This window comes from Limnohabitans sp., from assembly GCF_046052825.1.
GTDB lineage: Bacteria > Pseudomonadota > Gammaproteobacteria > Burkholderiales > Burkholderiaceae_C > Limnohabitans.
The window spans coordinates 46,906-72,107 of record NZ_JAVLFP010000090.1 but is presented as its reverse complement, the minus strand read 5'-3'; the positions used below and the strand labels follow the sequence as shown (position 1 = coordinate 72,107).

The 25,202-nt window shown below is 49.0% G+C and carries 23 protein-coding genes; 22 read left to right on the top strand and 1 reads right to left on the bottom strand.

What is annotated here, in order from left to right:
* Positions 1-3: 3 nt before the first annotated feature.
* The 11 genes from ACKWJN_RS14970 (at position 4) to ACKWJN_RS14920 (ending at position 10,346) form a co-directional block, all read left to right on the top strand.
* Positions 4-1,215, top strand: a complete 1,212-nt coding sequence (locus ACKWJN_RS14970; RefSeq protein WP_408598212.1) for a Wzz/FepE/Etk N-terminal domain-containing protein — start codon at positions 4-6, stop codon at positions 1,213-1,215.
* A 125-nt stretch (positions 1,216-1,340) separates the two neighbouring features.
* Positions 1,341-2,171 (top strand): class I SAM-dependent methyltransferase, encoded by an 831-nt coding sequence (locus ACKWJN_RS14965; protein ID WP_408598211.1) that lies wholly within the window; start codon positions 1,341-1,343, stop codon positions 2,169-2,171.
* A 157-nt stretch (positions 2,172-2,328) separates the two neighbouring features.
* Positions 2,329-3,201 carry a hypothetical protein gene (locus tag ACKWJN_RS14960; RefSeq protein WP_408598209.1) on the top strand — a complete coding sequence of 291 codons (873 nt, stop codon included), beginning with the start codon at positions 2,329-2,331 and terminating at the stop codon, positions 3,199-3,201.
* Positions 3,202-3,208: 7 nt separating this feature from the next.
* Complete coding sequence (locus ACKWJN_RS14955; protein ID WP_408598208.1) at positions 3,209-3,817, top strand: hypothetical protein; 609 nt, start codon at positions 3,209-3,211, stop codon at positions 3,815-3,817.
* Positions 3,810-4,868 (top strand): DUF1972 domain-containing protein, encoded by a 1,059-nt coding sequence (locus ACKWJN_RS14950; RefSeq protein WP_408598206.1) that lies wholly within the window; start codon positions 3,810-3,812, stop codon positions 4,866-4,868. The genes ACKWJN_RS14955 and ACKWJN_RS14950 overlap by 8 nt, the downstream gene beginning before the upstream one ends.
* Complete coding sequence (locus tag ACKWJN_RS14945) at positions 4,869-5,798, top strand: hypothetical protein (protein ID WP_408598204.1); 930 nt, start codon at positions 4,869-4,871, stop codon at positions 5,796-5,798. It begins immediately after the preceding gene.
* 47 nt (positions 5,799-5,845) lie between these two features.
* A complete protein-coding gene (locus ACKWJN_RS14940) occupies positions 5,846-6,037 on the top strand; it encodes a hypothetical protein (RefSeq protein WP_408598203.1) in 192 nt (63 codons plus the stop codon).
* Complete coding sequence (locus ACKWJN_RS14935) at positions 6,034-7,362, top strand: class I SAM-dependent methyltransferase (protein WP_408598201.1); 1,329 nt, start codon at positions 6,034-6,036, stop codon at positions 7,360-7,362. The genes ACKWJN_RS14940 and ACKWJN_RS14935 overlap by 4 nt, the downstream gene beginning before the upstream one ends.
* A 372-nt stretch (positions 7,363-7,734) precedes the next feature.
* A complete protein-coding gene (locus ACKWJN_RS14930; protein WP_408598200.1) occupies positions 7,735-8,742 on the top strand; it encodes a hypothetical protein in 1,008 nt (335 codons plus the stop codon).
* Between the two features lie 93 nt (positions 8,743-8,835).
* Positions 8,836-9,789, top strand: a complete 954-nt coding sequence (locus tag ACKWJN_RS14925) for a UDP-glucose 4-epimerase family protein (protein WP_408598198.1) — start codon at positions 8,836-8,838, stop codon at positions 9,787-9,789.
* A complete protein-coding gene (locus tag ACKWJN_RS14920; protein ID WP_408598196.1) occupies positions 9,786-10,346 on the top strand; it encodes a sugar transferase in 561 nt (186 codons plus the stop codon). Before ACKWJN_RS14925 ends, ACKWJN_RS14920 begins: the two co-directional genes overlap by 4 nt.
* An 18-nt stretch (positions 10,347-10,364) precedes the next feature.
* Here the strand turns inward: ACKWJN_RS14920 and ACKWJN_RS14915 are convergent, their stop codons facing one another.
* Positions 10,365-12,839: a polysaccharide biosynthesis protein gene (locus tag ACKWJN_RS14915; RefSeq protein ID WP_408598194.1), complete on the bottom strand. Its 2,475-nt coding sequence runs from the start codon at positions 12,837-12,839 to the stop codon at positions 10,365-10,367.
* A gap of 319 nt (positions 12,840-13,158) precedes the next feature.
* On the opposite strand from ACKWJN_RS14915, the gene ACKWJN_RS14910 reads away from it, so the two are divergent.
* The 11 genes from ACKWJN_RS14910 to rfbD all read left to right on the top strand — a co-directional run bounded on the left by ACKWJN_RS14910 (position 13,159) and on the right by rfbD (position 25,201).
* Complete coding sequence (locus ACKWJN_RS14910; RefSeq protein WP_408598192.1) at positions 13,159-13,506, top strand: hypothetical protein; 348 nt, start codon at positions 13,159-13,161, stop codon at positions 13,504-13,506.
* 10 nt (positions 13,507-13,516) lie between these two features.
* Positions 13,517-14,248, top strand: a complete 732-nt coding sequence (locus ACKWJN_RS14905; protein WP_408598190.1) for a hypothetical protein — start codon at positions 13,517-13,519, stop codon at positions 14,246-14,248.
* Positions 14,245-17,190 (top strand): YjbH domain-containing protein, encoded by a 2,946-nt coding sequence (locus ACKWJN_RS14900; protein WP_408598188.1) that lies wholly within the window; start codon positions 14,245-14,247, stop codon positions 17,188-17,190. The genes ACKWJN_RS14905 and ACKWJN_RS14900 overlap by 4 nt, the downstream gene beginning before the upstream one ends.
* Positions 17,191-17,196: 6 nt before the next feature.
* Positions 17,197-18,636, top strand: coding sequence for a mannose-1-phosphate guanylyltransferase/mannose-6-phosphate isomerase (locus tag ACKWJN_RS14895; protein WP_408598187.1), 1,440 nt, complete (start codon positions 17,197-17,199; stop codon positions 18,634-18,636).
* 126 nt (positions 18,637-18,762) lie between these two features.
* On the top strand, positions 18,763-19,587 hold the full coding sequence (locus ACKWJN_RS14890) for a glycosyltransferase family 2 protein (protein WP_408598185.1): 825 nt from the start codon (positions 18,763-18,765) through the stop codon (positions 19,585-19,587).
* 100 nt (positions 19,588-19,687) lie between these two features.
* A complete protein-coding gene (locus tag ACKWJN_RS14885; protein WP_408598184.1) occupies positions 19,688-20,350 on the top strand; it encodes a hypothetical protein in 663 nt (220 codons plus the stop codon).
* Positions 20,343-21,548 carry a glycosyltransferase family 9 protein gene (locus tag ACKWJN_RS14880; RefSeq protein WP_408598182.1) on the top strand — a complete coding sequence of 402 codons (1,206 nt, stop codon included), beginning with the start codon at positions 20,343-20,345 and terminating at the stop codon, positions 21,546-21,548. The genes ACKWJN_RS14885 and ACKWJN_RS14880 overlap by 8 nt, the downstream gene beginning before the upstream one ends.
* On the top strand, positions 21,545-22,603 hold the full coding sequence (gene rfbB / locus ACKWJN_RS14875) for a dTDP-glucose 4,6-dehydratase (protein ID WP_408598181.1): 1,059 nt from the start codon (positions 21,545-21,547) through the stop codon (positions 22,601-22,603). Before ACKWJN_RS14880 ends, rfbB begins: the two co-directional genes overlap by 4 nt.
* A 72-nt stretch (positions 22,604-22,675) precedes the next feature.
* Complete coding sequence (locus ACKWJN_RS14870; protein ID WP_408598179.1) at positions 22,676-23,026, top strand: XRE family transcriptional regulator; 351 nt, start codon at positions 22,676-22,678, stop codon at positions 23,024-23,026.
* A gap of 13 nt (positions 23,027-23,039) precedes the next feature.
* The gene (locus ACKWJN_RS14865; protein ID WP_408598177.1) at positions 23,040-24,290 is read left to right on the top strand and encodes a type II toxin-antitoxin system HipA family toxin; all 1,251 of its coding nucleotides are present in this window, start codon (positions 23,040-23,042) and stop codon (positions 24,288-24,290) included.
* Positions 24,287-25,201: a dTDP-4-dehydrorhamnose reductase gene (gene rfbD / locus ACKWJN_RS14860; protein WP_408598175.1), complete on the top strand. Its 915-nt coding sequence runs from the start codon at positions 24,287-24,289 to the stop codon at positions 25,199-25,201. The genes ACKWJN_RS14865 and rfbD overlap by 4 nt, the downstream gene beginning before the upstream one ends.
* Position 25,202: the final 1 nt, after the last annotated feature.

Here is a 25,202-nt window from a genome sequence, read left to right as displayed (position 1 = left end):
TTGATGTCTGAAGCAAATCAAAATATCAACTACGCAGATCATGCGGTGGAAGACGACGAATTCAATCTAATCGACTTGGCCATTGCTATGGGCGAAGAAAAGAAAACGCTCTTTGCAGTCCCAGCGATCACTACGTCGTTGGCTTTGGTGCTTAGCCTGTTGATGACCCCAATGTTCACTGCTAAAACGGTAATGATGCCGCCACAGCAACAGCAAAGTGGTGCTGCATCAGCTTTGGCTGGTTTAGGCGGTTTGGCGGGATTGGCGGGAGCTGCAGTTGGCCTAAAAAGCCCTGATGAAATGTACGTTGCATTTATGCAAAGTGATAGTCTCCAAAACGCGGTGATCAAGCGTTTGAACTTGCAAGAGCGTTATGAAGCAAAAACATTGACTGACACGCGTGGTTTACTAAAAAGCAATGTGCGAATAAGTTCAGACAAAAAAACAGGGCTAATCAGCATTGAAGCAGATGACAAAGACCCCTCATTCGCAGCCCTTTTAGCCAACGTACAGGTAGAAGAACTGCGTAATCTTCTTGGCCGCTTGGCCGTGACCGATGCGCAACAGCGTCGAGTGTTCTTCGAGGAGCAGATAAGCAAGGTGCAGGCTGAGCTTGCAACTGCTGAGCAAAGTTTCAGGCTGGCTAAGGAAAAGTCAGGTATGCAGATTACCGCTGTTCTCGCCGAAAGCGGCGTTCGAGCGAGTGCTGAATTACGTGGACAAATTGCGTCACGCGAGGTTCAGTTGCAAGCTATGAGCCGTTTTGCAACCGACCAAAATCCAGAAATGCAACGTATCAATAGCGAGTTGTTTGCTATGCGCGGTCAATTGATTAAGCTAGAAAAAGGCCAAGCAGGAGGAGTTGGCGGTGGTGATGCTGATGCGCGCCCGCTTAATCAGCAACAGGCGGTAATTTATTATCGAGATATCAAAGTTCGAGAAGCAATGCTTGAAGTGTTGACTAGGCAGTATGAGTTGGCGCGGGTGGATGAGGCGAAAGAAGGGCCACTTTTGCAGCAAGTTGACGTGGCTATCGCACCAGAAAGAAAGTCAAAACCGAAGCGAGCGACGATAGTAATGATTGCGTTTTTTATCGGTGTTTTACTTGCTGTTTTGATATCTTTTGTTCGATGGGGTGTACGAAAAGGAAGGCTGTCATACGAACATGAATTATTCTTACTTAAGCAGGCATGGAGCTTTAGACGTGTTAGATAATCGCCGAATTAATTTAAATTAGAAGAGCAAATAATAGCAAGAGATTATTTATTTATGTACACTCGCAATAAAGCATAATAGCGTTGTAATAGTTAGTGATTAAATTGCAATAAAAGAGAATTTTAATGAAAAAAATATACACAACAAGTTTTAAAAATAAAATAATTAATTTATTTCATGATTTCTCTATTCTTTTATTAAAGGATAAATTCATAAAAACCTATACACGTAACGTGTTGAGTAAATACGAAACTCCACCGATGCTCATTAATATCGGCGCAGGTAGTTTTAAACATCCATTGTGGATAAATATGGATTTTTCAAATGAGTTTTATGCAACCGTACAAAAAGGAAACATGATAACGCATGATCTTTCGCTAAGGAAAGATTTTCCATTCGACGACCGAAGTGTAAACGTTTACTATTGCTCTCATGTAATCGAGCATTTAAATAATCAGTGTGTTCAAAAAATGTTTGACGAGGTGTATAGAACTTTGAAAAAAGACGGAGTTTTCAGACTTACCTGTCCTGATATGGAGTATTTATTATCAGATGTTAAAAATGGTAATGGGACTATACTCTCTGCCATAAGACCATGGGGGTCAGCGTATAAAAAAAATTATGAAATGTTGTTGGAACATTGTTTTACATTGTTGGTGCATAACGAAACTGAATTAGATGAGACTCAAGTCATTGAGGATATGAGTAAATTGAGTATAGAAGTTTTTTTTAATAAATACATGAGTCTCTTGCCGGAAAACGCAAATAAAATAATGCCCCAAGGTCATTGCAACTGGTTTACATTTGCAAAAATTTCAGATATGTTAAAGACTGCTGGTTTTAGTAATATAAGTAAGTCGGAATTTTGCAAGTCCCCAAATGTTGAATTGCGTTCGCCAATACTATTTGATAATACTACACCCGAAATCTCTATTTATATTGAGGCGCAAAAATAGAATTGCTCTTAGCTATGCATGTAATAATAATATTAGAAGGGTTTATGGTATGTACAGGGAATACTAGATTTAATAAATGAATTTTTTGTATGGAGAAAATCAATGCGTGATGAATTAATTTGCATTTTAAAGTAAATATTTAAGAAGGAGTTTCAAGGTGAATATTTTCGGTGAGTCTAAAATAATAACTAAAATAAGAAATTTTAAGATTGACCAAGAAAAATTTATGCAATCTATTGCATACACATTTCAATTAGGATTGTATGTTTTATCTTTCGCTTCGAATATAATAATAATATGGCTAGCGCCTTCAGAGGAAGTGCAGTCTTTCATAAATCTCTATGTGATTTCGAGTGCATTCTTTAGCTTGTTTGTTTACATTCAGTTTACTGGAAATGCAGATCCATTGAAAATAAAAATAAGTTTCTTAGTATTTTCCATAATTTATGTATACATGTTACTAAAAGGCGATCCTGGTGTCGCTGCTTACATATTTTTGCCATATTTCTATTTAATTTCGGATCATATCGCATCACAAAAAAGAGGGGTATTGGCGGCTAAGTTATTCAGAACATTGAGCCTGCTAACTTTAATTCCATTTGTTATAAAAGATATGGATTTTCTATATGCAGTTGAGTTGAGAATAGCATATTTTATGATTGCTTTTATTTATCTTGTATCGTCAAAAGGAAAAATTAGTGGGTTACAAATTAAAGCGCGATGGAGGTTTGTTGTATTTTGTTACATTAGTTACACATTACCCTTGTATTTAATTACAATACTGGCGAAAGACTCAGTTAGTTTGAAAATATGGTACTCAATAACTCAAATAGGAATCGCGATGATTCTCAAAGTCTATGAGTTTAATAGTAGATTAGGTAGTGAGTATAACAAGAGTGTGTACAAATTCCTAGTAGTATTGGCAATGACTATCCCCTTGGTTACAATGTTCTTCAGTTTCGAAATAGTATTACTTCAAGTATATTTGTTCGGGCTTTTGATAGTTGTATTAATACGTCGTTATGCATAGGAGTAAAATGAAAATTTACGGATACTTAAGCAAAGTTCAATATCTTGGTAGTCTTGGCATATTGCGTTTAGCGAGAGACATACTTATTTCATCCTTATACGTAAAAAAAGGAGCCATAGTTCGATGGCCATTCTACATTCGAAAACTGGGTAAGTTAGAAATTGGAAGGGGCGCCAGAACGGGGCCAGGTCTTGTGATCGATATAATTGAAAGAAATTCGATCCTGAAGATTGGTGATAACTTTAAAGCAGGTAGTCGGTTGCATATTGGGTGCTTAAAGAGTGTGACAATCAAAGAAAATGTACTAATTGCAAGCGATGTTTACATTTCAGACCATAGTCATGGACAATACAATGAGATAATCTCTGATGATCCAAATAGTATAGTTAATAATAGAATTCTTTCCCAAGAGGATATTGTTATAAATGAAAATGTATGGATAGGAGAAAAGGTTTGTATATTACCCGGTGCTGAAATTGGTAGGAACTCAATAGTTGGAGCTGGTTCAGTAGTAAATAGTAAGATACCAGCTAACTCTATAGTGGCTGGAGTACCTGCGAAGGTAATAAAAATGTTTGACGATAACAAAAGGCAATGGGTGAGACAAAATGCATAAAACAATTGCCTTTATTGGTTCGGTTGGTATACCAAACAGATACGGTGGATTTGAGTCTTTTATTGAAAATGTAGCGCCCATTATGGCCAAAAATAATAATACTGTATATGTAACTTGCTATCAGGGTGCTTATACCGAGCATTATGAGGATTATGAAAATATAAAAAGGATTTTTATAAAATTAAAAGCTAACGGACCATTATCGCCTCTACATGATATGCTGAGCTTTTTAAAGGTTTTTAAAAAGGCCAAATATATAATAGTACTAGGTGTCTCAGCGGGGCCATTTTTCGCCCTGATGCGTTTTTTGTCATACATTCATGGTAATGTAATTATTACTAACATTGATGGTGTTGAGTGGCGACGTAATAAATATAGTGAACTGGGCAAGTTTATATTGTTTGTATTTGACTATTTTGCTCAAATTTTCTCTAACAAAATAATCTATGATAATGCTGAATTAATGGTATTTATAAAGAAATTTTTCATTAAAAAGTCGTTTTTTATACCATATTCTGGTGATCATGTTTTAAAGTTTATGCGCTCAGATATTAAACCAAGAATGAAAACTGCACTTACAATATGCAGAGTTGAGCCAGAAAACAATATAGAGATGTTGATCGAGGGTTTTCTCCGGTCTGGTTTTGAGAAATATGTGATTATTGGAAATTTTAAAAACTCAAATTATGGAATAACGTTATTTAAAAAATATGAAAACGAGTCGAGAATTGAAATGTTAAACCCTATTTATGATGCTGAAATAGTAAATAATTACAGACAATCAACATGCGTATATTTACATGGGCATTCAGTTGGAGGTACGAATCCCTCGTTAGTGGAAATGTTATTTCATGACTGTGCGGTATTTTGTTATGACTGCAATTTTAATAGAGCGACAGCTGGTGAAAGGGCTCATTACTTTTCGAGTTGTGAAGGATTGAAGGGTTTAATTGACAATATTAATTATGCAAATATTTCCGATTTCAATTATTTAAATAAAGATTACTTTGCGGATAACATTGCTGGAAAATACTTAGAATTAATGAATTAAATGGTTTTTACAGTATCATTTATAGTTGTTTGTCTTGTTTGGCTTTTGGAGAGAGCTTTGGGCATACCCTGGGATTTTCATCCAGATGCTCAAACCTATCAAGCTATGTCAGAAGCAGTTAGCTTAAATATATTAATAGACCCAATTAAAGTATTAAATAATGGGCACTATATTTTAGTTTCACTGTTTCAGTCGAATGTTGAATTATTGACATTCTTCAATTGCTTAATGTTTGCAAAAACAAATTCATTGTTGTATGAAAGCATGAGGTTTAATGATGACAAAACAAAAGATAATTTACTGTATTATTTTATAGTTGTAGGGTGTTTGTTTAATCCGTATAGATTGCATTTGGCAACAACAATCCTCAAGGATACTGTTATAATATTTTGCCTTGTGTGTGCATTGAGCTCGAGATTTAAATTGTCAAGCATAGCGGTAATGTTGATTTACAGAATGGCTTCAATCATTTATCTGCCATTGTTAATACCAAAGAGGTTTTCAAAGATTTTCTTTATTATTTCCGCCTCAATTATATTAGTATTTTCTGAGAGTTTAATAACCCACATGAATGATATTAATGAAACTGACATGCAATTTAGAGAGTTTGATAAAGTCCCATCATTTCAAGAGTTTGGTGCTGTTGGTTCGGCTCTTCGTTTTATTGTATGGCCTATTATAAGTATAACTGGAATGTTTTTTTTGTTAAGCCCTAGTATTCAATATTTACCTTTGACGCTAGGATGTGTTTTTACAATGATTTATTCTTTGAAATATACCAAGTTAAATTTCCGAGATTTGTTTATACCATTCGTGTTGATGGCTATTTTTGGATTGCTTGTTACCGGTTTTACGACTTACTTTAGATACATTTTTCCAATAATAGTGATTATGCCAATATTTATAATCATGAAAAACAAACCCAAGTAAATTAATTACTGTACTATGATTATGTTTATTTAAAAGGAGTCAAACGTATGGCTGTTGCATTGTTTCGAATGTCTGTATTCTGGATTTTTTTCCCGTCTACAGTTTGGGCTTATATTGACCCAGGTTCTGGGATATTATTTTGGCAAGGACTTGTGGCTGCAGTTGGTGTTTTAATAGTTTTTTTCAAAAATCCAATAAAAACGGTTAAGAATTGGATAAGCAGAATGCGAAAAAAATGAGGGATCCTCAAGCATGGTTAGAGTTTGATTCGGATTTTGTACTTCGTCATTTGAATGATCCTCTGCCTAACGAGCATGTCCTTATCACTGGTGTTGCGCAAAACTGGGTACAAAATAATTTTTTGCTACCCTTCGAGTGGTTAAATGCGGATACCTTGAGGTCTCCTAGATTGCGTTTTATAACTAATCCGGATGAATGGTCTAATGCACAATTATATGATGCAGCAGTATTGACATTAAACATGCTTTCATTGGCTAACAACAACAACGCTGATTTGAAAGATGCAAGTGCTTGGAATATAGTCTATAAAGGGTGTAGGCCATATTTTTGTGATCACACATCATTTCAGATGTTGAAATATAAAACATGGTGGGCTGGGGGGCAATTTGTTCGGCATTTTATCTCTCCACTTTGGTTGGCAAGTGAAACAGGGTTAAACTCAAACGATTTATTTAAAATATCACGAGATGGTGCAGATCCTGAATTGGTTAAAAGTACCTTAGGTTTACGACGGTTTTTATCAAGATGTTGGCCGTTACTTTTATCATCCACATCCGAGTCTATAGCAGCGGCGTTTGAATACAAAAATGATTCACAAACTAATATTAATATATACAGGGGTCAACTCTTATCATCACTTAAATGGATGATTAATGGGGTGTCGCCGGACAAATCTAGTAAAACACGATGGGCGAGCTATACCAAGATACGTCAACATTACACATTAAATTCACTTGAATTTAAGCGTCAAAAAGTTGCTCATTGGCTTAGATCTTCGCAACCTAAATGGACATTAGATTTAGGCTGCAATAGTGGGGAATTTACTGAATTAGCAGCAAATGAAGGGTCTCAAGTAATAGCAATAGATGGAGATCACGACGCTATACAGATGCTATACAAAAAATTTTCAGATAGTGAAACAATTCATCCAGTGTTGGCGTCGTTAGACGATATACATTCAGGCCGTGGATGGGCAGGGAATGAGCACGCAGGACTGTATAAAAGACTCGGCGGACTATCCGATGTTGTGATGATGTTAGCGCTGATTCATCATTTAGGAATTACTTCGTCAATTCCTTTGAAGCAGATCGCGAACTTAGCAAATCATTGTACAAAAAAATGGTTGATCGTAGAGTTGTTCGATGTGGTTGATTCTCAGTTAGTGTGGTTGTGTACGCAACATCAAAGAAGTGTGAATGACTTTAGTATTTCAAAACAACGAGAGGCCTTTCTAGAGATGGGATTTAAATTAGTTGAAGAGGTTAAAATACCAGATTCATTTAGAAGTTTGGTACTGTTTGAGAAGATTGTGATTGCGGATTAGTTTTTATCATATTTATTCTAATAGATTTTAAAATTGAATTATTATAATTTCTTTTTGATTCAAATTATTCAGTTTGTATCAATATACTTTATGGGATGGGGCGGGTACCCTGTATCCGATTTTTTCTATGCTTTTGTGTATTATTCTTTTGTATTGATAACTCAGATCAGTCTTGTGTGCTTTTTGTTTGGTATTTTTAAATCCAAGTCGCTGGGATACGGTTTATTTTCAACTTTAATTTGTTTTAATTCTTTCTTTTTTATCTTTGTAATTACTTCGTGGACTAGGATTGAATTTATATACTATTTAATAAGCACGCTAGTATTGTATTTTATATCTTGTTCGAGTCGTGGGCGTTTGTTAGCGATTTGCATGTCCATTGTACAAATCTCATATCCTGCATATGAACTAGTCAAGGTTAACCTTATTGGTTTGAGTGAGAATGTATCGGTAATAAGTAATGAATATATTGTTCCTCAAAATTATAGGCGGAATATTTATGTTATTGGGATTGATGGAATGGTTTCCAAAAAGGCTATGAAAACAATTTTCTCGAAGACTTCTAGTGAAGCATACGAGTTTTTGGAAGAAAATGGCTTTATGCTCTATGATATAAATTCGCCGGGAGATCAAACACTTACCACCTATGGAAACTTACTTTCATCGCGGGAAAACACTAATCCAAGAGTGGTGAGGGGACTAATGAATGGCGTAATTCCTAGTCCATTTTATGAGCGTATGAAATTAGCTGGCTACAACAGGCAGTTTTTTAATGATTCAGATTATTTTGGAGTTGATGCTGGAAAATTAGAGAGCTTTTTACCTTCATCTTATACGTTCAGTGTTTGTAATTACTTAGATAATCGCTGGGGATATTATGCTTGCAGGTTGCCGAAATTATTTGATGAGAAAAATTCTGATTTAATAACTTTAGAAGATAAAATTAATTTTTATATTAATAATGTTAAGATTAAACCAAATGAAAAATGGGTAACTATTAATCATATATGGTTCCCCGGGCATACGATTGGTGATTATAATGGGGCGAATTATGATGATTTTAATCAATTCAGAAATTATTATCTAGACTCTCAGCAGCAATTGAAAGTTGTTTTTTCGAAAATTATTTCACATATTTTGTTGCACGATAATAATCCCGTTATTATTTTTATGGGTGATCATGGATCCTATGCACTTAGATCTAATAGTAAATTTGTATTCGATGGATACGAACCCTCAGAGATGCCGGATCTCTTGAGTGTTGATGCTCGGTCTGCCTTGTTGGCTGTTTATCCGAAAGATTTCTGCATTGGTAATGTTAATCTGAACGATACTACAGGTATGTTTTTGCAGTTTTTCAGTTGCCTGAATGGGTATTGATTAATATACGATTTATTCTGCTGAGTTTTTTGTGCAAAAATGCTGTCAGCGTTAATTTGATATTTATTTTTTGGAGCTTACTAGGGGGCTGTATTGAAAGTTTTAATTACAGGGGCAACAGGTTTTGTTGGTGGTGCTTTGGCGCAAAGATTGGCGGCTGTTGATGGCCGAAATATAGTTAACGCCTCAGTTAGGAATTTTGATAAAAAATTTCCAAAAGGAATTAATCAGATATTGGTGGGCGATCTATTGCCAACAACAGATTGGAGTAATGCTTTACACGATGTAGAGGTGATAGTTCATTGTGCTGCTCGTGTTCATGTGATGAAAGAAAACGAAAAGGATCCATTAGAATCATATCGTGAGGTAAATGTAAAGGGCACACTCAATTTGGCACGTCAGGCAGCACAGGCTGGGATTAGGCGATTCATTTTTTTAAGCTCAATTAAAGTAAATGGTGAAGAAACATTTAATGGACAGCCTTTTTTTGCGGACAATGCACCTGCTCCAATAGATCCTTATGGTATTTCTAAAATGGAGGCTGAATTAGGTTTGAGCGAGCTATCAAATTTATTTGATATGGAACTCGTTATAGTTCGTCCTCCACTAGTCTATGGCCCTGGGGTAAAAGCAAATTTTGCTTCAATGATGAATTGGGTCTCGCGTGGCGTGCCCCTTCCTTTTGCACTGGTCCGTAATGCACGAAGTATGGTATGTATTGAAAACCTAGTCGATTTATTAATAACATGTTTACATCATCCGGAGGCGGCAGGAGAAACCTTCTTGGTTTCCGATGGTGAGGATATATCTACGTCAGATTTGTTGCTGCGCATAGGGCGCGCAATGGGTAAAAATACAGTATTGCTTCCTGTACCTAGAAGTTTTCTGTTCTGGGGCGCCAAGTTGTTTGGTAAGGGTGATGTTGGCAAACGAATTTTGAGTTCATTACAAGTTGACATAGAAAAAACTCGACGTATTTTGGATTGGTATCCTCCATTTACTTTAAATCAGGGACTGCAAAAGGCTGTTGAGGGTTTGAAAAAGTGAAAAGATTATTTGATTTTTTTCTCGCTACGACACTATTAATTTTATTGATATTACCAATTTTACTGGTGGCAGCATTGGTTATGTTAACTTCAGCAGGATCAGTGCTTTATTGGTCTGATCGCGTTGGTCGAAACAATGTTATCTTCAAAATGCCGAAGTTCCGCAGCATGCGGGTTGGCACCCCTGCGGTTGCTACGCATCTGTTAGCAGATGCCCAATCACATTTGACACCTATTGGCTCCTTCCTCCGCAAAAGCAGCTTGGACGAGTTGCCGCAGTTATGGAGCATTCTGGTCGGCGACATGAGCTTTGTTGGGCCACGTCCTGCGTTGTTCAATCAGCATGATCTGATCGCCCTTCGTACACAAAAAGGTGTGCACACACTGGTACCTGGGCTGACTGGTTGGGCGCAAGTGAATGGCCGAGACGAACTGCCCATCCCCCAAAAAGTGGAGTTAGACGCCGAATACCTTCAGCGCCAAGGTTTTTGGTTTGACATCCAAATTCTTTGGATGACCTTCCTCAAGGTCATCCAGCGTGATGGGGTGTCGCACTGATGCGCAAGCCAAACTGCATCAGTTTGTGTTGAGTAAATCCTCATTCCCGCACTGAGGTTCAAACTCGCTCACAGCGCTCATTAGCAAACTGCGTAACCGGTCGCTGTTGTTGCTCTGGCATGCGGTGTCAACTGCTCGCACGAGTGTTGTGATGATTTCTAGCCCCAACATGTGCTCATTCGCTCGCTGAATTCGCGGGTGCCGTGTTGGCGTGACGTTGTCGCCAATCAAAAGTTCTTCGTAAAGTTTTTCACCGGGGCGCAGCCCGCTGAAAACAATCTCTATGTCGCCCGCGGGGTTGACCTCGTCTCGCACGGTCAACCCGCTCAGGTGAACCATGCGTTGGGCCATGTCAAGTATTTTTACGGGCTCGCCCATGTCCAACACAAACACATCGCCACCGTGGCCCATGGCGCCGGCTTGTATCACCAGTTGCGCGGCTTCAGGGATGGTCATGAAGTAACGGATGATGCGTGGGTCGGTCACGGTGATGGGGCCGCCCTGTTTGATTTGCTCTCTGAACACCGGTACCACCGAGCCTGAAGAGCCCAGCACATTGCCAAACCGCACCATGACAAACCGCGTGGGCCCAAAGGCTTCTTGCGCCAAGGCTTGCAATATCAATTCGGCCACACGCTTGGTGGTGCCCATGGTGTTGGTGGGGCGCACGGCTTTGTCGGTAGACACCAGCACAAAGGTTTCTACCTGTTTGTCGCGCGCAGTGCGTGCCGTGTGCCAGGTGCCCAAAATGTTGTTGCGCGCCCCAGCGCAGGGGTTTTTTTCCACCATGGGTACATGCTTGTAGGCAGCGGCATGAAACACCGTGTGTATGGCAAACCGTTCAAACACCAAGGCCAGTTTGTCGGGGTCGGTCACCGAGCCCAAGATGGGCACGATGTGTTTGCTGATGGGTATGGGTAAATTGAGCAGCTCTTGCTCAATGCTGTACAGCGCAAATTCATTGCGCTCATAGAGCACCAGCACCTGTGGTTGAAGCGCCAGTATTTGGCGACACAACTCAGACCCAATTGACCCGCCTGCTCCTGTAACCAACACCGCTTTGCCTGTGATGTTGGCCCTGAGCAAGGTGGTGTCTGGTGGCACCGGGTCACGGCCCAGCAGGTCTTCAATTTCAACATCGCGCAAGTCTGATGTTTTGACCTTGCCTTCAGCCAGATAGGCCACGCCCGGCAAGGTGCGCACTTGAACGGGCAGTTTTTCTAGCTCTTGGATGATGCGGTTGCGTTCTGCCCGCGAGGTAGACGGAATGGCCAGCAGCACTTCGCTGACGCGCTCACGATGCACCAACTCTGCCAGGTCTTGACGGCCGTAGACCGTCAACCCAGCAATTTGTTTGCGGTGCAACTTGGCGTCGTCGTCGACAAATGCCACGGGCTGCATTTCGCGGCTGTGTGACAAAGCCAGTGCCAATTGCACCCCCGCAGACCCTGCCCCAAAAATGAGGGTGCGTTTGCGCAGGGAGTCGCCCACAGGGTTGTGCTGAGCCAACGACAGCCACTGCCGTGCCACGGTGCGCGAAGCACCGATGAACAGCAAGGTCAGCAAGCCATGGATCCAAGGCACAGACCGTGGCACATCTTGCAGGGCCAACACAAACACCAAGGCCGTCAGAAGCACGGTGTACAAGGCCACAGCCTTGGCAATGACCACAATGGCTTGCAAGCCCACATACCGCATGACGGCGCGGTAAAGACCAAAGCGCAAAAAGATGGGCAGGGCCAACACAGGTGCAGCCAGCATCAGCTGCGGTAACGAAGTGGTGGGCACTTGCAGGCTTTCAAACCGCAGGGCCAGGGCGAGGTAAAGGCTGAGCTCGAGCGCCAACACATCAGTCAGCACCATCAAGCCTTGCTTGGCCCCACGATCTAACCCCAAGGCTTGTTGACCGTAACGCGCACTGACCAGGGGCAACAGTTGCAAGCCCAAGGCCAGCAGGCTGACGGCGCTCAGGGCAGCCCACAGGTCTTTCAAATTCAGGGTGTTGTTACCAACTGTTTGGGGCGCACTGCGCGCGGTGTGTGGCGCAAAGCACCGCACCACAAAACCTTTGATGCTCGACTGTTGCTCGCTTTGCAAGCAGGCTTGTTGGGCAATGGCTGGGTTGGCGGCTTCATACAGCGCCACACCTTGCGGCAAAAGGGCCGAGTAGGTTGGCAGGGGTAAGTCAGTCAGCAACTGCGCTTCAGAGCCGCCCAAAGTGCTGGTGCACAGACTGTTTGAAGTGTTGCAAGTGGGGCAGGCACTTTGAATGCTGGATGTGATGTGGCTGAGGGTGGTTTGGCATTCAGCAGGCGTGGCCGCAGGGCGCATCACGATGGTGGTGTTCAAGTCTGTGCCTGACATGCGCACCACGGGGTAGTGAAATGTTGAGGAGCTGAACATGGCCAAACCCGCAAACACCACAGCCATGCCCCCAGTCATCAACAGCTTGTAATGACGCAGAGTCGGGGCATTGAAGAGGGTGGCGGTCATGAGGGTAAAACGGCAACTGTTAGCAAACTGATTATGGCTGGCTTGTGATGGGTATCCACCAACCCAAGACCATCTTGATCAGGTCTCAAAATACACTTCTCAATGCCTTGTTGTGATGCTTTGATGACAGTGTGACATAAGTACCACAAACCTAAGAGATTGCTGCTTTTGGATTAAAAAATAGGGTGTTGGATGTATTTAAAGCCGGTTGCTCACTGGAATAGGTTATATTAACAAAACTGATCACAGAGTCTCATTGGACATGTGTACTCAAGACCCCAAATCCCAACTCCTATTCTTTACTGCACTGGACTGCGTCATGAAAAAATTTACCGCCCTTCTTTTGTCTTTGGTTCTGGTTGCCTCGCCTGCAGTATTTGCTCAGCAACAAGCAGCAGGCGCTAGCTCGGGAGGTGCTGCCGGTGCGAGCGCAGGTGGTGCAGGCGCCGGAGCAGGTGCTGCAGGCGCCGGTGCGGGTGCAGCAGGTGCTGGTGCAGCAGCCGCAGGTGCCGCTGCCGCTGCAGCAGGTGTGACCGTAGGTGTGGCTGCTGCTGCTGCTGCTGCTGTTGCAGTGGCCGCATCAGTGACATCAAGCAAGGCCGACCCCGTGTACACCACTACCAACTCGGGCACAGGTACAACGCGAATTTGCATCGCCAACTGCTGATCTGCGGTTGATGCCACAACAAACGCCCCGCAAGGGGCGTTTGTTTTTCTGGCGTTTTGGTCTTGTTGTGAGTTTTCAATTGCCCCTATTGCGTTGTTTCAAACTGGTGTTGGTGTGTGTGGTTGCCTTGCTGTGCGGCTGCCGCAGCAACCCCACGTACGACACCTTCACCACCTTGTTTCCTTGGCGCGCGCAATATGCGGCAGTGCAGGCAGGCATGGAGTACCTGTGGGTGTCGGTGGATGGCCGCGCCAGTGTGATGGCGCTGGGCGAACGCACAGTGCAAAGCACGGGCAACAGCCGCCAAGTGCATGAGCGTTGGTACACCGGCCAAGGTGAAATGCTGTTTGTGGTGGATGGGCGCATTCAGCAAGCCATAGGTTTCACACACGAATGGCGGGGCCAAAGCAGCACGCCCCCAACATGGGCCAGTGTGTTGCAAAGCAGCCGCGAGGTGTCTTGGCGGCGCAGCTTAGACGTGATGCCCGGCTACCGCTACAACCTGATAGACAACATCACCAGCTACAGAACAGCAGCCCCCAAACGTTTGCCCGAGGGCGTGAGCCCGCAAGCGCAATGGGTGGCCGACCTGGTGGCCAGCAAAGGCGACGACGGTTTGGAATGGTGGTACCTGCAAAAGTTTGCTGTGCTGAATGGCCGTGTGGTGTACAGCGAGCAATGCATTGCCAAGGCCTTGTGCTTGGCCTTGCGCCCCTTGGGTGTGGTGGTGCCTGCCAAATGAACGGTACAACATTCAAGAACTGCACCTTGTGGTTGGGCGCCACTCTGTTGGCCTTGCTGAGCCTGCACGCCCATTCCCAAGCCAATTTGCAAGCTAATTTGCAAGCCCCCGCGGCTTGGCAGGCCGAGGTGCAGCAACCACAGCGCTTGAGCCAATGGCTGACCAGCCAGCCAGCAGCCCCTGATGCCTACCCCTTAGGCACGATGTGGTTGACGGCTGAAGAAAAAACCAGACAAGAGGCGGTGTATGCCGAGCTGGCTGCGTCTATGAACGATTTGCTCCAGCGCGGTGCCATCAGCCCCGCTGCCTATGCCGGCCTGCAAAAAAACTTGGCTGCCATGCCCCCCACCGGGCGTGTGCCCGTGGCACCGGCCGAGCCCCAGTGGTTGGCGGCCTACCCGCGCAAAGACCCCCTGCTGCAAGCCGGTGACCGCGTGGCCGTGCCACAACGCCCCAACAGTTTGCGTGTGATGGCCGATGACGGCCGGGTGTGCGAGATACCGCACCGCGAGGGTTTGCAAGCCTTGAGCTACGTGCAAGCGTGTTTTGGCAAAAGTGCAAGCGCTGATGCAGGTACCTATGCCTATGGTTCTTGGGCCTGGGTGGTGCAACCCGATGGACGGGTGCAGCGCGTGGGGCTGGACCTGTGGAACATGGCCCAACAAGACCAGCCTGCACCCGGTGCATGGCTGTGGGTGCCACGCCGAGGCAGCGCCTTGCCGCAGGCCTTCAGCCAGCGCTGGGCCGAGTGGTTGGCCACGCAAGGCGTGTCCAACCGCTTGCCCCTGGCTGTGATGCACGCGCCTACACGCCAGGCCTATCCGGTCGCCGCAGACGAGGGTGTGTTGGACTTGCCAGGCCGCCACGCCAAGCCGCAACCCACGGCCAGCAACTGGGGCAATGTGGGCTTGCTGCAAACACCCACCGCGCGCATGCAACACCCGGGCTACTTTGGCTGGACCCTTCACCGCACGTGGCCCTACCAAAACAACAACATCTTTTTTCAGCCCACCGAGTGGTTGGAGGCGGGGTTCAGGTACACCGACACCTCCAACCGTTTGTATGGCGGGCAAGACTTCAGCGGCGACTTGCCCTACAAAGACAAAAGCTTTGACGTCAAAGCCCGTGCTTGGCAAGAGTCGCTGTGGTTGCCCGAGGTGGCCGTGGGCATGCGTGACGTGGGCGGCACGGGCCTTTACAGCAGCGAATACGTGGTGGCCAGCAAACGCACCGGGCGTGTGGACTGGTCACTCGGCATGGGCTGGGGCTATTTGGCGGGACGCGGCAATGTGAGTAACCCGCTTATCCGTGTGTTGGGCCAAGGCTTCAACACCCGCGTGCAAGACGGTGGCAGCCAAGGCGGACAGTTTTCTACCAGCACTTGGTTCCACGGGCCTGCAGCCTTGTTTGGTGGCCTGGAATACCAAACGCCCTGGAACTTCAACCTCAAGCTGGAGTACGACGGCAACAACTACCAGCGCGAGCCCAAAGACAACAACTTGCCCGTCACCTCGCCCTTCAACTGGGCCGTGGTGTGGCAGCCCACCCGGGGCTTGGACGTGTCGATGGGCGTGGAGCGTGGCAACACCTGGTCGATGGGGCTGACGTTTTATGTGGACATGGCGGGCCTGAACATGCCCAAGGTGACCGACCCCGCGCGCCCTGCGGCCCAACTTGCGCGCCCCAAGGCAGAACCCAATTGGCAAGACACTGCCAATGACGTGTCGGCCCACACCTTGTGGGATGTGCAACAGATGTACCGCACGCCAGATGCCGTGGTGGTGGAGGCGCGCAACTCTTACAACGTGTACAACCAAGAGCGCTTGGACAAAGCGGTGGCGGTGCTCAACCGCGATGCGCCGCAAGAGGTGGAGCGCTTTGAGATACACCACCGCAACGTGGGCGGTGTGTTGGCCGTAGAGCAAGTCAACCGCACCGAGTGGGTGACCCAGCAAACGCAACCCGCGCGCACGCAAGCGCCTGTGCAAGCTGTGCAGCCGGTGTACAAGGTGGCGCCCACGCCGGAGCGCACCGCACTGTTGCCCGACAAGCCCTTGAACTACTGGGTCGAGCCCGGGCTGGACTTGGTGCAAACCTTGGGCGGCCCCGATGGCTACTTGTACCAACTGAGTGGTGCCTTGTGGATGGGCTTGGAGATGCCTTGGAACGTGAAGGCCAATGGCACCTTGCGTTACCGCGTGAGCGACAACTACGAAAAGTTCACCCCCGGTTGGTCTTACATGCCGCAGGTGCGCACGCACATTGCCGAGTACCTCAACAGCGGAAAGTTCACCATCGACAGCATGACGCTCAGCAAGTCCGAGCGCTTGGGCGCCAGCTGGTACGCCGCTGCCTATGCTGGCTACTTTGAAATGATGTTTGGGGGCGTGGGGGGTGAGGTGTTGTACCGCCAGTCTGGCAGCCCTTGGGCGGTGGGCGTGGATGTGAACCGCGTGCAGCAGCGAAGCTTTGCCCAAGACTTCAGTTTCAGAGACTACAAAATCAGCACCGGGCATGTGACGGGCTACTGGATGACGCCCTTTGAGGGCGTGCACACCGCACTGAGCGTGGGCCAGTACTTGGCGGGTGACCGTGGGGCCACGATGTCGGTGTCTAAGGTGTTTCGCAACGGATCGAGCTTGAGCGCTTATGCCACCAAGACCAACGTGCCCGCAGCGGTGTTTGGCGAGGGCTCATTTGACAAAGGCATTGCCTGGACCATTCCGTTTGACGCTTTCTTGACCAGCAGCAGCCGCTACAGCGCAGGCTGGAGCTGGAAGCCCTTGTTGCGCGACGGCGGCGCACGCGTGACACGCCCGGTGAACTTGTTTGCAGAGACCTCCTGGGTCTCGCCCGTAGCCAAAACCTACCGCCCGGCCCCGCCACCCAATGACCGCGTGGCCCCGAACGACCGGGTGGAAGACGATCAACGCATGAGGTAACACACCATGTCTACATTGATTCCTGTGGTGCTGTCGGGTGGCAGCGGTTCTCGTTTGTGGCCTTTGTCGCGTGCATTGCGGCCCAAGCAGTTTTTGTCGATCACCGACGAGACCACTTTGTTTCAGCTCACCTTGCAGCGCTTGCAAGGCATTCAGGGCGACGATGTGGCCATGCGCCCCATCGTGGTGGCCAACAACGACCACCGCTTTTTGGCCGGCGAGCAGTGCCGCGAAGTGGGTGTGACACCCTTGGCCATTTTGTTGGAGCCCGTGGCCCGCAACACCGCGCCGGCCATTGCCGCTGCGGCGTTTGCGGCGCTTGCCATGGCGGAGGACGCGGGCGATGACCCGGTGCTGTTGGTGTTGCCCTCAGACCATGTGTTCAGCGACGTGTCTGCGTTTCATCACGCCGTGCGCGTGGGCCTAAAAGCCGCAGAGGCAGGTGCCCTGGTGACGTTTGGCATTGTCCCCACGCACGCAGAAACGGGCTATGGCTATGTGCAAGCGCGTGAACCGCTCAATGCAAACCAAGCGGTGTCAGTGTCACGCTTTGTGGAGAAGCCAGATTTGCCAACTGCGCAAGCCTATGTGGATGACGGCAGTTACACCTGGAACAGTGGCATGTTCATGTTCAAGGCGTCGGTGTTTTTGCAAGAGTTGGCGCAGGCCGACCCGGCCATGCACCAGGCCTGCCAAGCGGCTTGGGCCCATGCGCAAAAAGACCTGGAGTTTGTGCGGTTAGACAAAGCCGCGTTTGCGTCTTCACCCGCCAACTCGGTGGACTACGCCGTGATGGAGAAAACCCAGCACGCGGTGGTGGTGCCACTGGACGCGGGTTGGAACGATGTGGGCGCCTGGTCTGCCGTGTGGCAAGTGTTGCCGCAAGACGCACAAGGCAACGCTCAGCGCGGGGACGTGATGCTCGAAGGCACCACGGGCAGCTATGTGCACGCCGACAGCCGTTTGGTGGCGTTGATTGGCGTGAAAGACTTGGTGGTGGTCGAGACATCGGATGCGGTGTTGGTGGTGCACAAAGACAAAACCCAAGACGTCAAAAAAGTGGTGGACCAACTCAAGGCCAGCCACCGCGCTGAGGCAGAGCAGCACCGAGAGGTGTTTCGCCCCTGGGGCTCTTACGATTCGGTCGATCAGGGCGGGCGTTTTCAGGTCAAGCGCATCAAGGTCAACCCAGGCGCCAAGTTGTCGCTGCAAATGCACCACCACCGCGCGGAGCATTGGGTGGTGGTGACAGGGACCGCCAAAGTGCGTTTGGGCGACGAGTACCGGTTGGTCACAGAAAACGAGTCGGTCTACATCCCGGTGGGCACCGTGCACTCGCTGGAGAACCCCGGCAAAGTGCCGCTGCATTTGATTGAGGTGCAGTCGGGCTCCTACTTGGGAGAGGACGACATTGTCCGCATGGAAGACTTGTACGGCCGGGCGTGAGCTCCGTGCCAGAGCAGCAGGCTGAGGGTGGCCCGCCTCATAGAATAGGCGCATGAGTCCCACCACGGCTGAAAGCCTGCGTCCTATCCACAAGTCGAGCATGCCGACTTCTTCCCGATACTCCGGATGAACCACAACTACACCATCACCTTCGCTACCTACAACCAGTTGGATTACACCCAGCAGTTCATTGCCAGCTTGGACCGTGAGGAGGTTGACTTTTCGCGCATCGTGGCGGTGGACAACGGCTCGACCGATGGCACGCGCGAGTGGTTGGGACAGCAAGGCTTTGGCGCAGTCATCTTGAACGACCGCAACTTGAGTTGTGGTGCTGCTTGGAACCAGGGCGCCTTGGCCATTCAGTCGGAGTGGACGGTGGTGATGAACAACGATGTGGTGTGTGCCAAAGGTTGGCTGCGCGATTTGTTGGGCGCAGCCGAACAACAGAAGTTGCAAATTGCCAGCCCCGGCATGGTTGAAGGCGCTTTGAACTACGACTTAGAGGCTTTCACGCGCAATGCACAACACACCCTGCAAGGACACTGCCGCCAAGGTGCGGCGCATGCGGTGTGCATGGCCATTCACCAAGACGTGTGGGACCGCATTGGCTATTTCTTGCCCATCCCCAAGTTGTTGGGGTTTGAGGACGCGCTGTTTTTCAGGCAGGCACAGCTGCACGACGTGCGCATGGGCATCACCGCTGCGTCGTGGCTGCACCACTACGGGCAGACCACGCAAAAGGCAATGAAGCTCGAAAAGCAACTCGACAACAAACGCCACCTCGGCGACGTGCACCTGATGCGGTTTTTCATGAACCAGTCGTGGCTTTCGCGCAAGGTGCAGCGGTATCAGCGCAAGAAGTTCGAGCGCGAGTCGCGCGCCAATGAGTTGGCTGCTTTTGGGATGACGGTGCATGCCATGCGTGAAGCTGGCGAGTTCCGTTGGATTTGATTAAGTTTCGGAATACTTAAAGTCGGTTGTCCTTATGATCAATCGACAACAAGTACGCTTGCATAAATTGAAATCACTTTGAAGAAAGTTAAAAAACTAAATGGGTACCTTGACTAAATACGACTTGAGCCGCGCCCCTTGCAATGTTTTCATTGAAACGGGAACAGGTTCAGGGGGGACTTTGGGGCATGCCTGCTACAACGGGCCCTTTGAAAAACTTTATAGCGTAGAGATCCATGAAGAAAGTGCGAAAAAAGTCCAAGCCAAGTTTGCACACATGGACAAGGTGAAAATTTATAACGCTACATCCTCTGAAGCGCTACAAGATATCTTCACCAAACTCAAACCTTCAGACAAAGGATTTTTCTTTTTAGATGCGCACTTCCCAGGTGAGTTCGCTGCAGATTTTCCTGGGTATGACCACTTGGTGATGGACAAGTTGGCCTTGCCTTTGGAGGAAGAGTTGGAAATGCTCCGAAATGCTCGGCCAGATAGCAATGACATTATTGTGATCGATGATTTGCGCTTGTACGAGCAAGGTCCATTCGATAACGGTAATTTGCCCATCAGCTTTGGTGGCATCCCCGAGTACATGAGAAATACGGACTTTGTTTACCGCCTGTTTGGAGACAGGACGGTGGTTAAGGATTACCGTGATGAGGGCTACTTGATTATTCTTCCCAAAGGTGTCGAGTTCGAATTACGGCCACTCGGGGCATGGCAGAGGCTGAAACGTAATTTCAAAAAACGATTGAATGGCTGATGCAGTTTCTGAGACCCAAGAGATGAGTTTTAGTAAAAGAATTTATTTTTATTTGCTCTTGGTGAAAGTCATTTGGCAAGAGTGGATTAAAAGTCCCAAAGCTGCCAAAAGTTTGCTGCTGGAGCTTTGGCGCCAATATCGAGGCAGTTCGCAGCAGGTGTTCATGCTTTGGGTCATGGCTCGGTGCCTGACCGCCAATTACCGACTGAAAACGAAGATCAGGCTTGGCAGACCTTCGGTCACGATTTTTCGAAAGTTTTATGATTTTTTTCGCGCCAATGAGGTCTTGTGCGCAGACGAAGCGGTGAATCAGCGAAAGCAGACAAAGTACCTGATCATTCGCGATGGTGCGATGGGTGATGTGCTCATGCTGACGCCTGTGGTTCGTGCGCTGCATGCCAGGCATGGTGGGGAGATTGCCATTGACATCGCCACCAAAACGCCAGTGGTCTTCGACAACAGTCCATACGTGCGTGCTGTGCTCGATCCGAAAGCTTTGCGGCGGGGAATCTATACCTATGATGTTGTCATTGACCTCAACGATGTGTACGAACGTGCGCCTCACGCGCACCCCGTGAACGCTTATGCCCGTGTCGTGCTTGGAACCAGCGAGTTTGATAAAAAACTAGTGCTGAGTCCTAGCCCTGAAGATGCGCATTTCATCGAGAAAGTTGTCACTGAAATTGATGCTCCCTATGTGGTGGTGCACCATCTTCGTCACGAATGGGGAAATCGAGAAATTGACACCGCCATTTGGAGCAGCATTTACGATGGGTTTGAGCGTCGTGGTGACTTGAAGGTTATTTTTGTAGGCTCTAACCGTGACTATGCTCCGACTCGAAATGCTAGCTTCGAGGATCACCGAGAGCGTTACTCGATACAGCAATTGAATTTGCTCATTGCAAAGAGTCAAGGCTTCTTGGGCGGCGACTCTGGACCCTCTCACGTTGCGGCTGCAACCGATGTCCCCATCGCTGTTTTTTACACATGCGCACATCACGAAGCTCGCATGCCCTTGCGATCCACGGGGCGCTTTTTGCCGCTGAAACCGCACTTAGATTGTTACGGCTGTTTGTCTGATAACCCGATTCCACGGGCTGGCTATTTTTGTTCGCGTGGTGACAATGCTTGCGTTCGGGCCTTTGATGCAACACAAGTCACGCACCAAGTGATGGACTTTTTTAAAGTAAACCTATGACTCTCCTCGTCACCGGCTGCGCCGGCTTCATCGGCAGCAATTTTGTGCACACCTGGCTGGCAGGTTCAGACGAGACCCTCGTCAACCTCGACAAGCTCACCTACGCGGGCAATTTGGCCAACCTCGCGTCGCTCAAAGACGACGCGCGCCATGTGTTTGTGCAAGGCGACATTGGCGACCGCGAATTGGTGGCGCAACTCTTGGCCACGCACAAGCCCCGTGCGGTGCTCAACTTTGCGGCTGAGTCCCATGTGGACCGCTCCATCCATGGGCCGGGCGACTTTGTGCAAACCAACATCGTGGGTACCTTCAACTTGCTTGAATCCGTGCGGGGTTACTGGAGCGCACTGCCTGCCGAGCAGCAAACCGCTTTCAGGTTTTTGCACGTGTCCACCGACGAGGTGTACGGCACCTTAGAGGCCAACGACCCACCGTTTGCCGAGACCAAAAACTACGAACCCAACAGCCCCTACAGCGCGTCCAAAGCGGCCAGCGACCACCTGGTGCGCGCCTGGCACCACACCTATGGCTTGCCGGTGCTCACCACCAACTGCAGCAACAACTACGGGCCTTATCACTTTCCAGAAAAGCTGATTCCCTTGGTGATCCACAACGCCTTGGCGGGCAAGCCCCTGCCCATTTATGGCGATGGCCAGCAAGTGCGCGACTGGTTGTACGTGGAAGACCACTGCCGCGCGATTGCGCGTGTGCTGGCCGACGGCCGCGTGGGCGAGACCTACAACATTGGCGGCTGGAACGAAAAGCCCAACTTGGAGGTGGTACACACCTTGTGCGCGGTGCTCGACGAGTTGCAACCCCGCGCCGATGGCCAGCCCTATGCCAGCCAAATCACCTACGTCAAAGACCGTCCGGGCCACGACCGCCGCTACGCCATCGATGCCCGCAAGATCGAGCGCGACTTGGGCTGGAAGCCGCAAGAGACGTTCGAGACCGGCATCCGAAAAACCGTGCAGTGGTACTTGAGCCACCAAGACTGGGTGGAAGGCGTGACCAGTGGCAACTACCGACAGTGGGTGGGCAAGCAATACGGGTAGGTTGTGAAAGCCTAAGACTCTTGGTGGCGACATTAAAAGCCATAAAAATCCTTCTTTGTGCTATCTTTAGTCATGCCTAAGTCGTCCGCCCACAACGATTTCTTACCACCTCAAGCCGCCCAGGCCATTGCGGCGCTGGGGCAAAACTTGGCCTTGGCACGTTTGCGCCGCAAAGAGTCCTTGCGCAGTTGGGCGCTGCGCATGGGGGTGGCGGTGCGCACGGTGCAGCGCATGGAGAAGGGCGACCCAGGGGTGGGCATGGGCGTGTATGCCTTGGCACTTTGGATGATGGGCCGCTCCCAAGAGATGGCCAACATGGCGCTGCCCGAGAACGACATGGGCGCTTTGGACTTGGAGCTGCAAATTGCAAAGAACCGAGGCCGTGCTTCAAGCGTCAAGGCTTCATCCATGAAGGTTCAGTGATGAGGACCCGCATATGACGGTTCAAGCATTGCCTGAGGTGTTGTTCTTGTGGTGGTTGGGTCAACCTCAAGCGCCGCAGCGCGTGGGCCGCTTGCGTTGGGTCAGGCGCAGCGCCATGCAGCACGCAGGGGTGGCCTTGCACTATTGCCCTGAATGGTTGACGCATGGGTTCGCTTTGAGTGAAGACCTCCCCCTGCGCGACCAAGAGTTTTTACCCACAGCACCGGATGCAGCTGTAGGTGCAGTTGACGATGCGCGCCCAGACCGATGGGGGGAGCGCGTGATTCGCTTTGTGATCAAGCCCGAGCGCCTGTCCACCTTGGACTATTTGTACTTTGCGGGTGATGACCGGTTTGGTGCCCTGAGCGTCTCATTGTCAGATGACACTTACCAGCCTTATCGCCATGGCCTGTTACCCCAACTCCACGATGTGCAGCAGGTGCATGACTTGATTCGGCAAGTCGAGCGAGGCGAGCCAGTGTCCGCCGAGCTGCTGCGTTTTGTGGCGCCAGGCGCCACCTTGGGTGGAGCCAAGCCCAAGGCGTTGTTGAACATGGAGGGTGCGTCGTGGGTCTTGAAGTTTTCTGAGACCGGCGAGGCATGGGACAGCGGCATGGTGGAGCACGCCTGCATGAGTTTGGCCAAGACGGCTGGAATTGACGTGTGTGAGACACGTCCCTTGGCCTACGAGCAGTTGGGCACGACGCGTCATGCGGTGGCTGTGCGACGCTTTGATCGCGAGGGTGATGGGCGTTGTCACGCACTGTCGGCGCATGTGGCATTGCGGGCGGCAGGTGTTGCACACAGTTATGCCGAGTTGGCTTTGTGGCTCAGGCGTTGTGGAGACTCTAGGCGCCTACAAACTTCGGGGGAGGAGGTGTTTCGTCGCATGGTGTTCAACATCTTGATGGACAACACCGACGACCATGAAAAAAACCACGCCTTGGTCTTTGTCAACCAGGCTTATGTTTTGGCGCCTGCGTTTGATGTGGTGCCCACGGGCCAAGGACTGGGCTACCAATCCATGGGGGTGGGGCGCATGGGCGCCGAGTCGACGTTGGCCAATGCGTTGTCAGAGCACACGGCTTTTGGCCTCACGGCGCAGCGGGCACAACAGCTGATGGCTGAAGTGGCCCAAGTGGTCAGCGGCTGGCAAGCGCACTTTGTGCTTCAGGGTGTCACGCCATCAGACATCCAGACACTCGCACACCACATTGACCGACCTTTTTTAAAAACGCAGCGTGATGCTGCACAGACACCATGACGGCTCACAAAATCCTTCTCCTCGGCGCCAACGGCCAACTCGGCCACGAACTGACCACAGCGCTGCAAGCCTTGGGTGAGGTCAAAGCACTGACCCGCACTGAGGCTGACATGTCGCACCCCGATGCCTTGCGCCAGTCTTTGGCGATCCTCGTGCCAGGCTTTGTGCCAACTGTGGTCGTCAATGCGGCGGCCTACACGGCGGTCGACAAGGCCGAGTCAGACCCAGAGACGGCGCACGCCGTGAATGCCGCCTCGGTGGCGGTGTTGGGCGAGGTGGCTCAACAGTGTGGCGCCATGGTGCTGCACTACTCCACCGACTATGTGTTTGACGGTTCTGGCCATCGGCCTTGGCAAGAAATCGATGCGCCACACCCCATGTCTGTTTATGGGCAAAGCAAATGGGCCGGCGAGCGTGCTTTGGCACAGGCCTGTGCCCGGCATGTGGTGCTGCGCACCAGCTGGGTGGTGGGCGCGCACGGAGGTAACTTTTTAAAAACCATGTTGCGCCTCGCCGCCGAGCGTGACAGTCTGCGCGTGGTGGCCGACCAAGTGGGTGTGCCCACCAGCACGGCCTTGTTGGCTCAGGTGACGGTGCGCATCATCCAGGCCCTGCAAAGGGTTGACGCACACGATGCACGCTGGGGCACCTACCACGTCGCCGCCGGGGGCGAGACCACGTGGCATGGGTATGCACAACATGTGGTGGCTGGCGCGCTTGCACGTGGCGCAAACTTGAAGGCCACGCCCGAGGCTGTGCACCCCATCACCACCGCAGAGTACCCGCTGCCCGCACCTCGGCCTTTGAACTCGCGCCTGGACACCCGCAAAGTGCAGCAAACCTTTGGCTTGGCGTTGCCCGATTGGCAGCAAGGTGTAGACGTTATCCTTGACCAATTATTCGCAAAGTAAC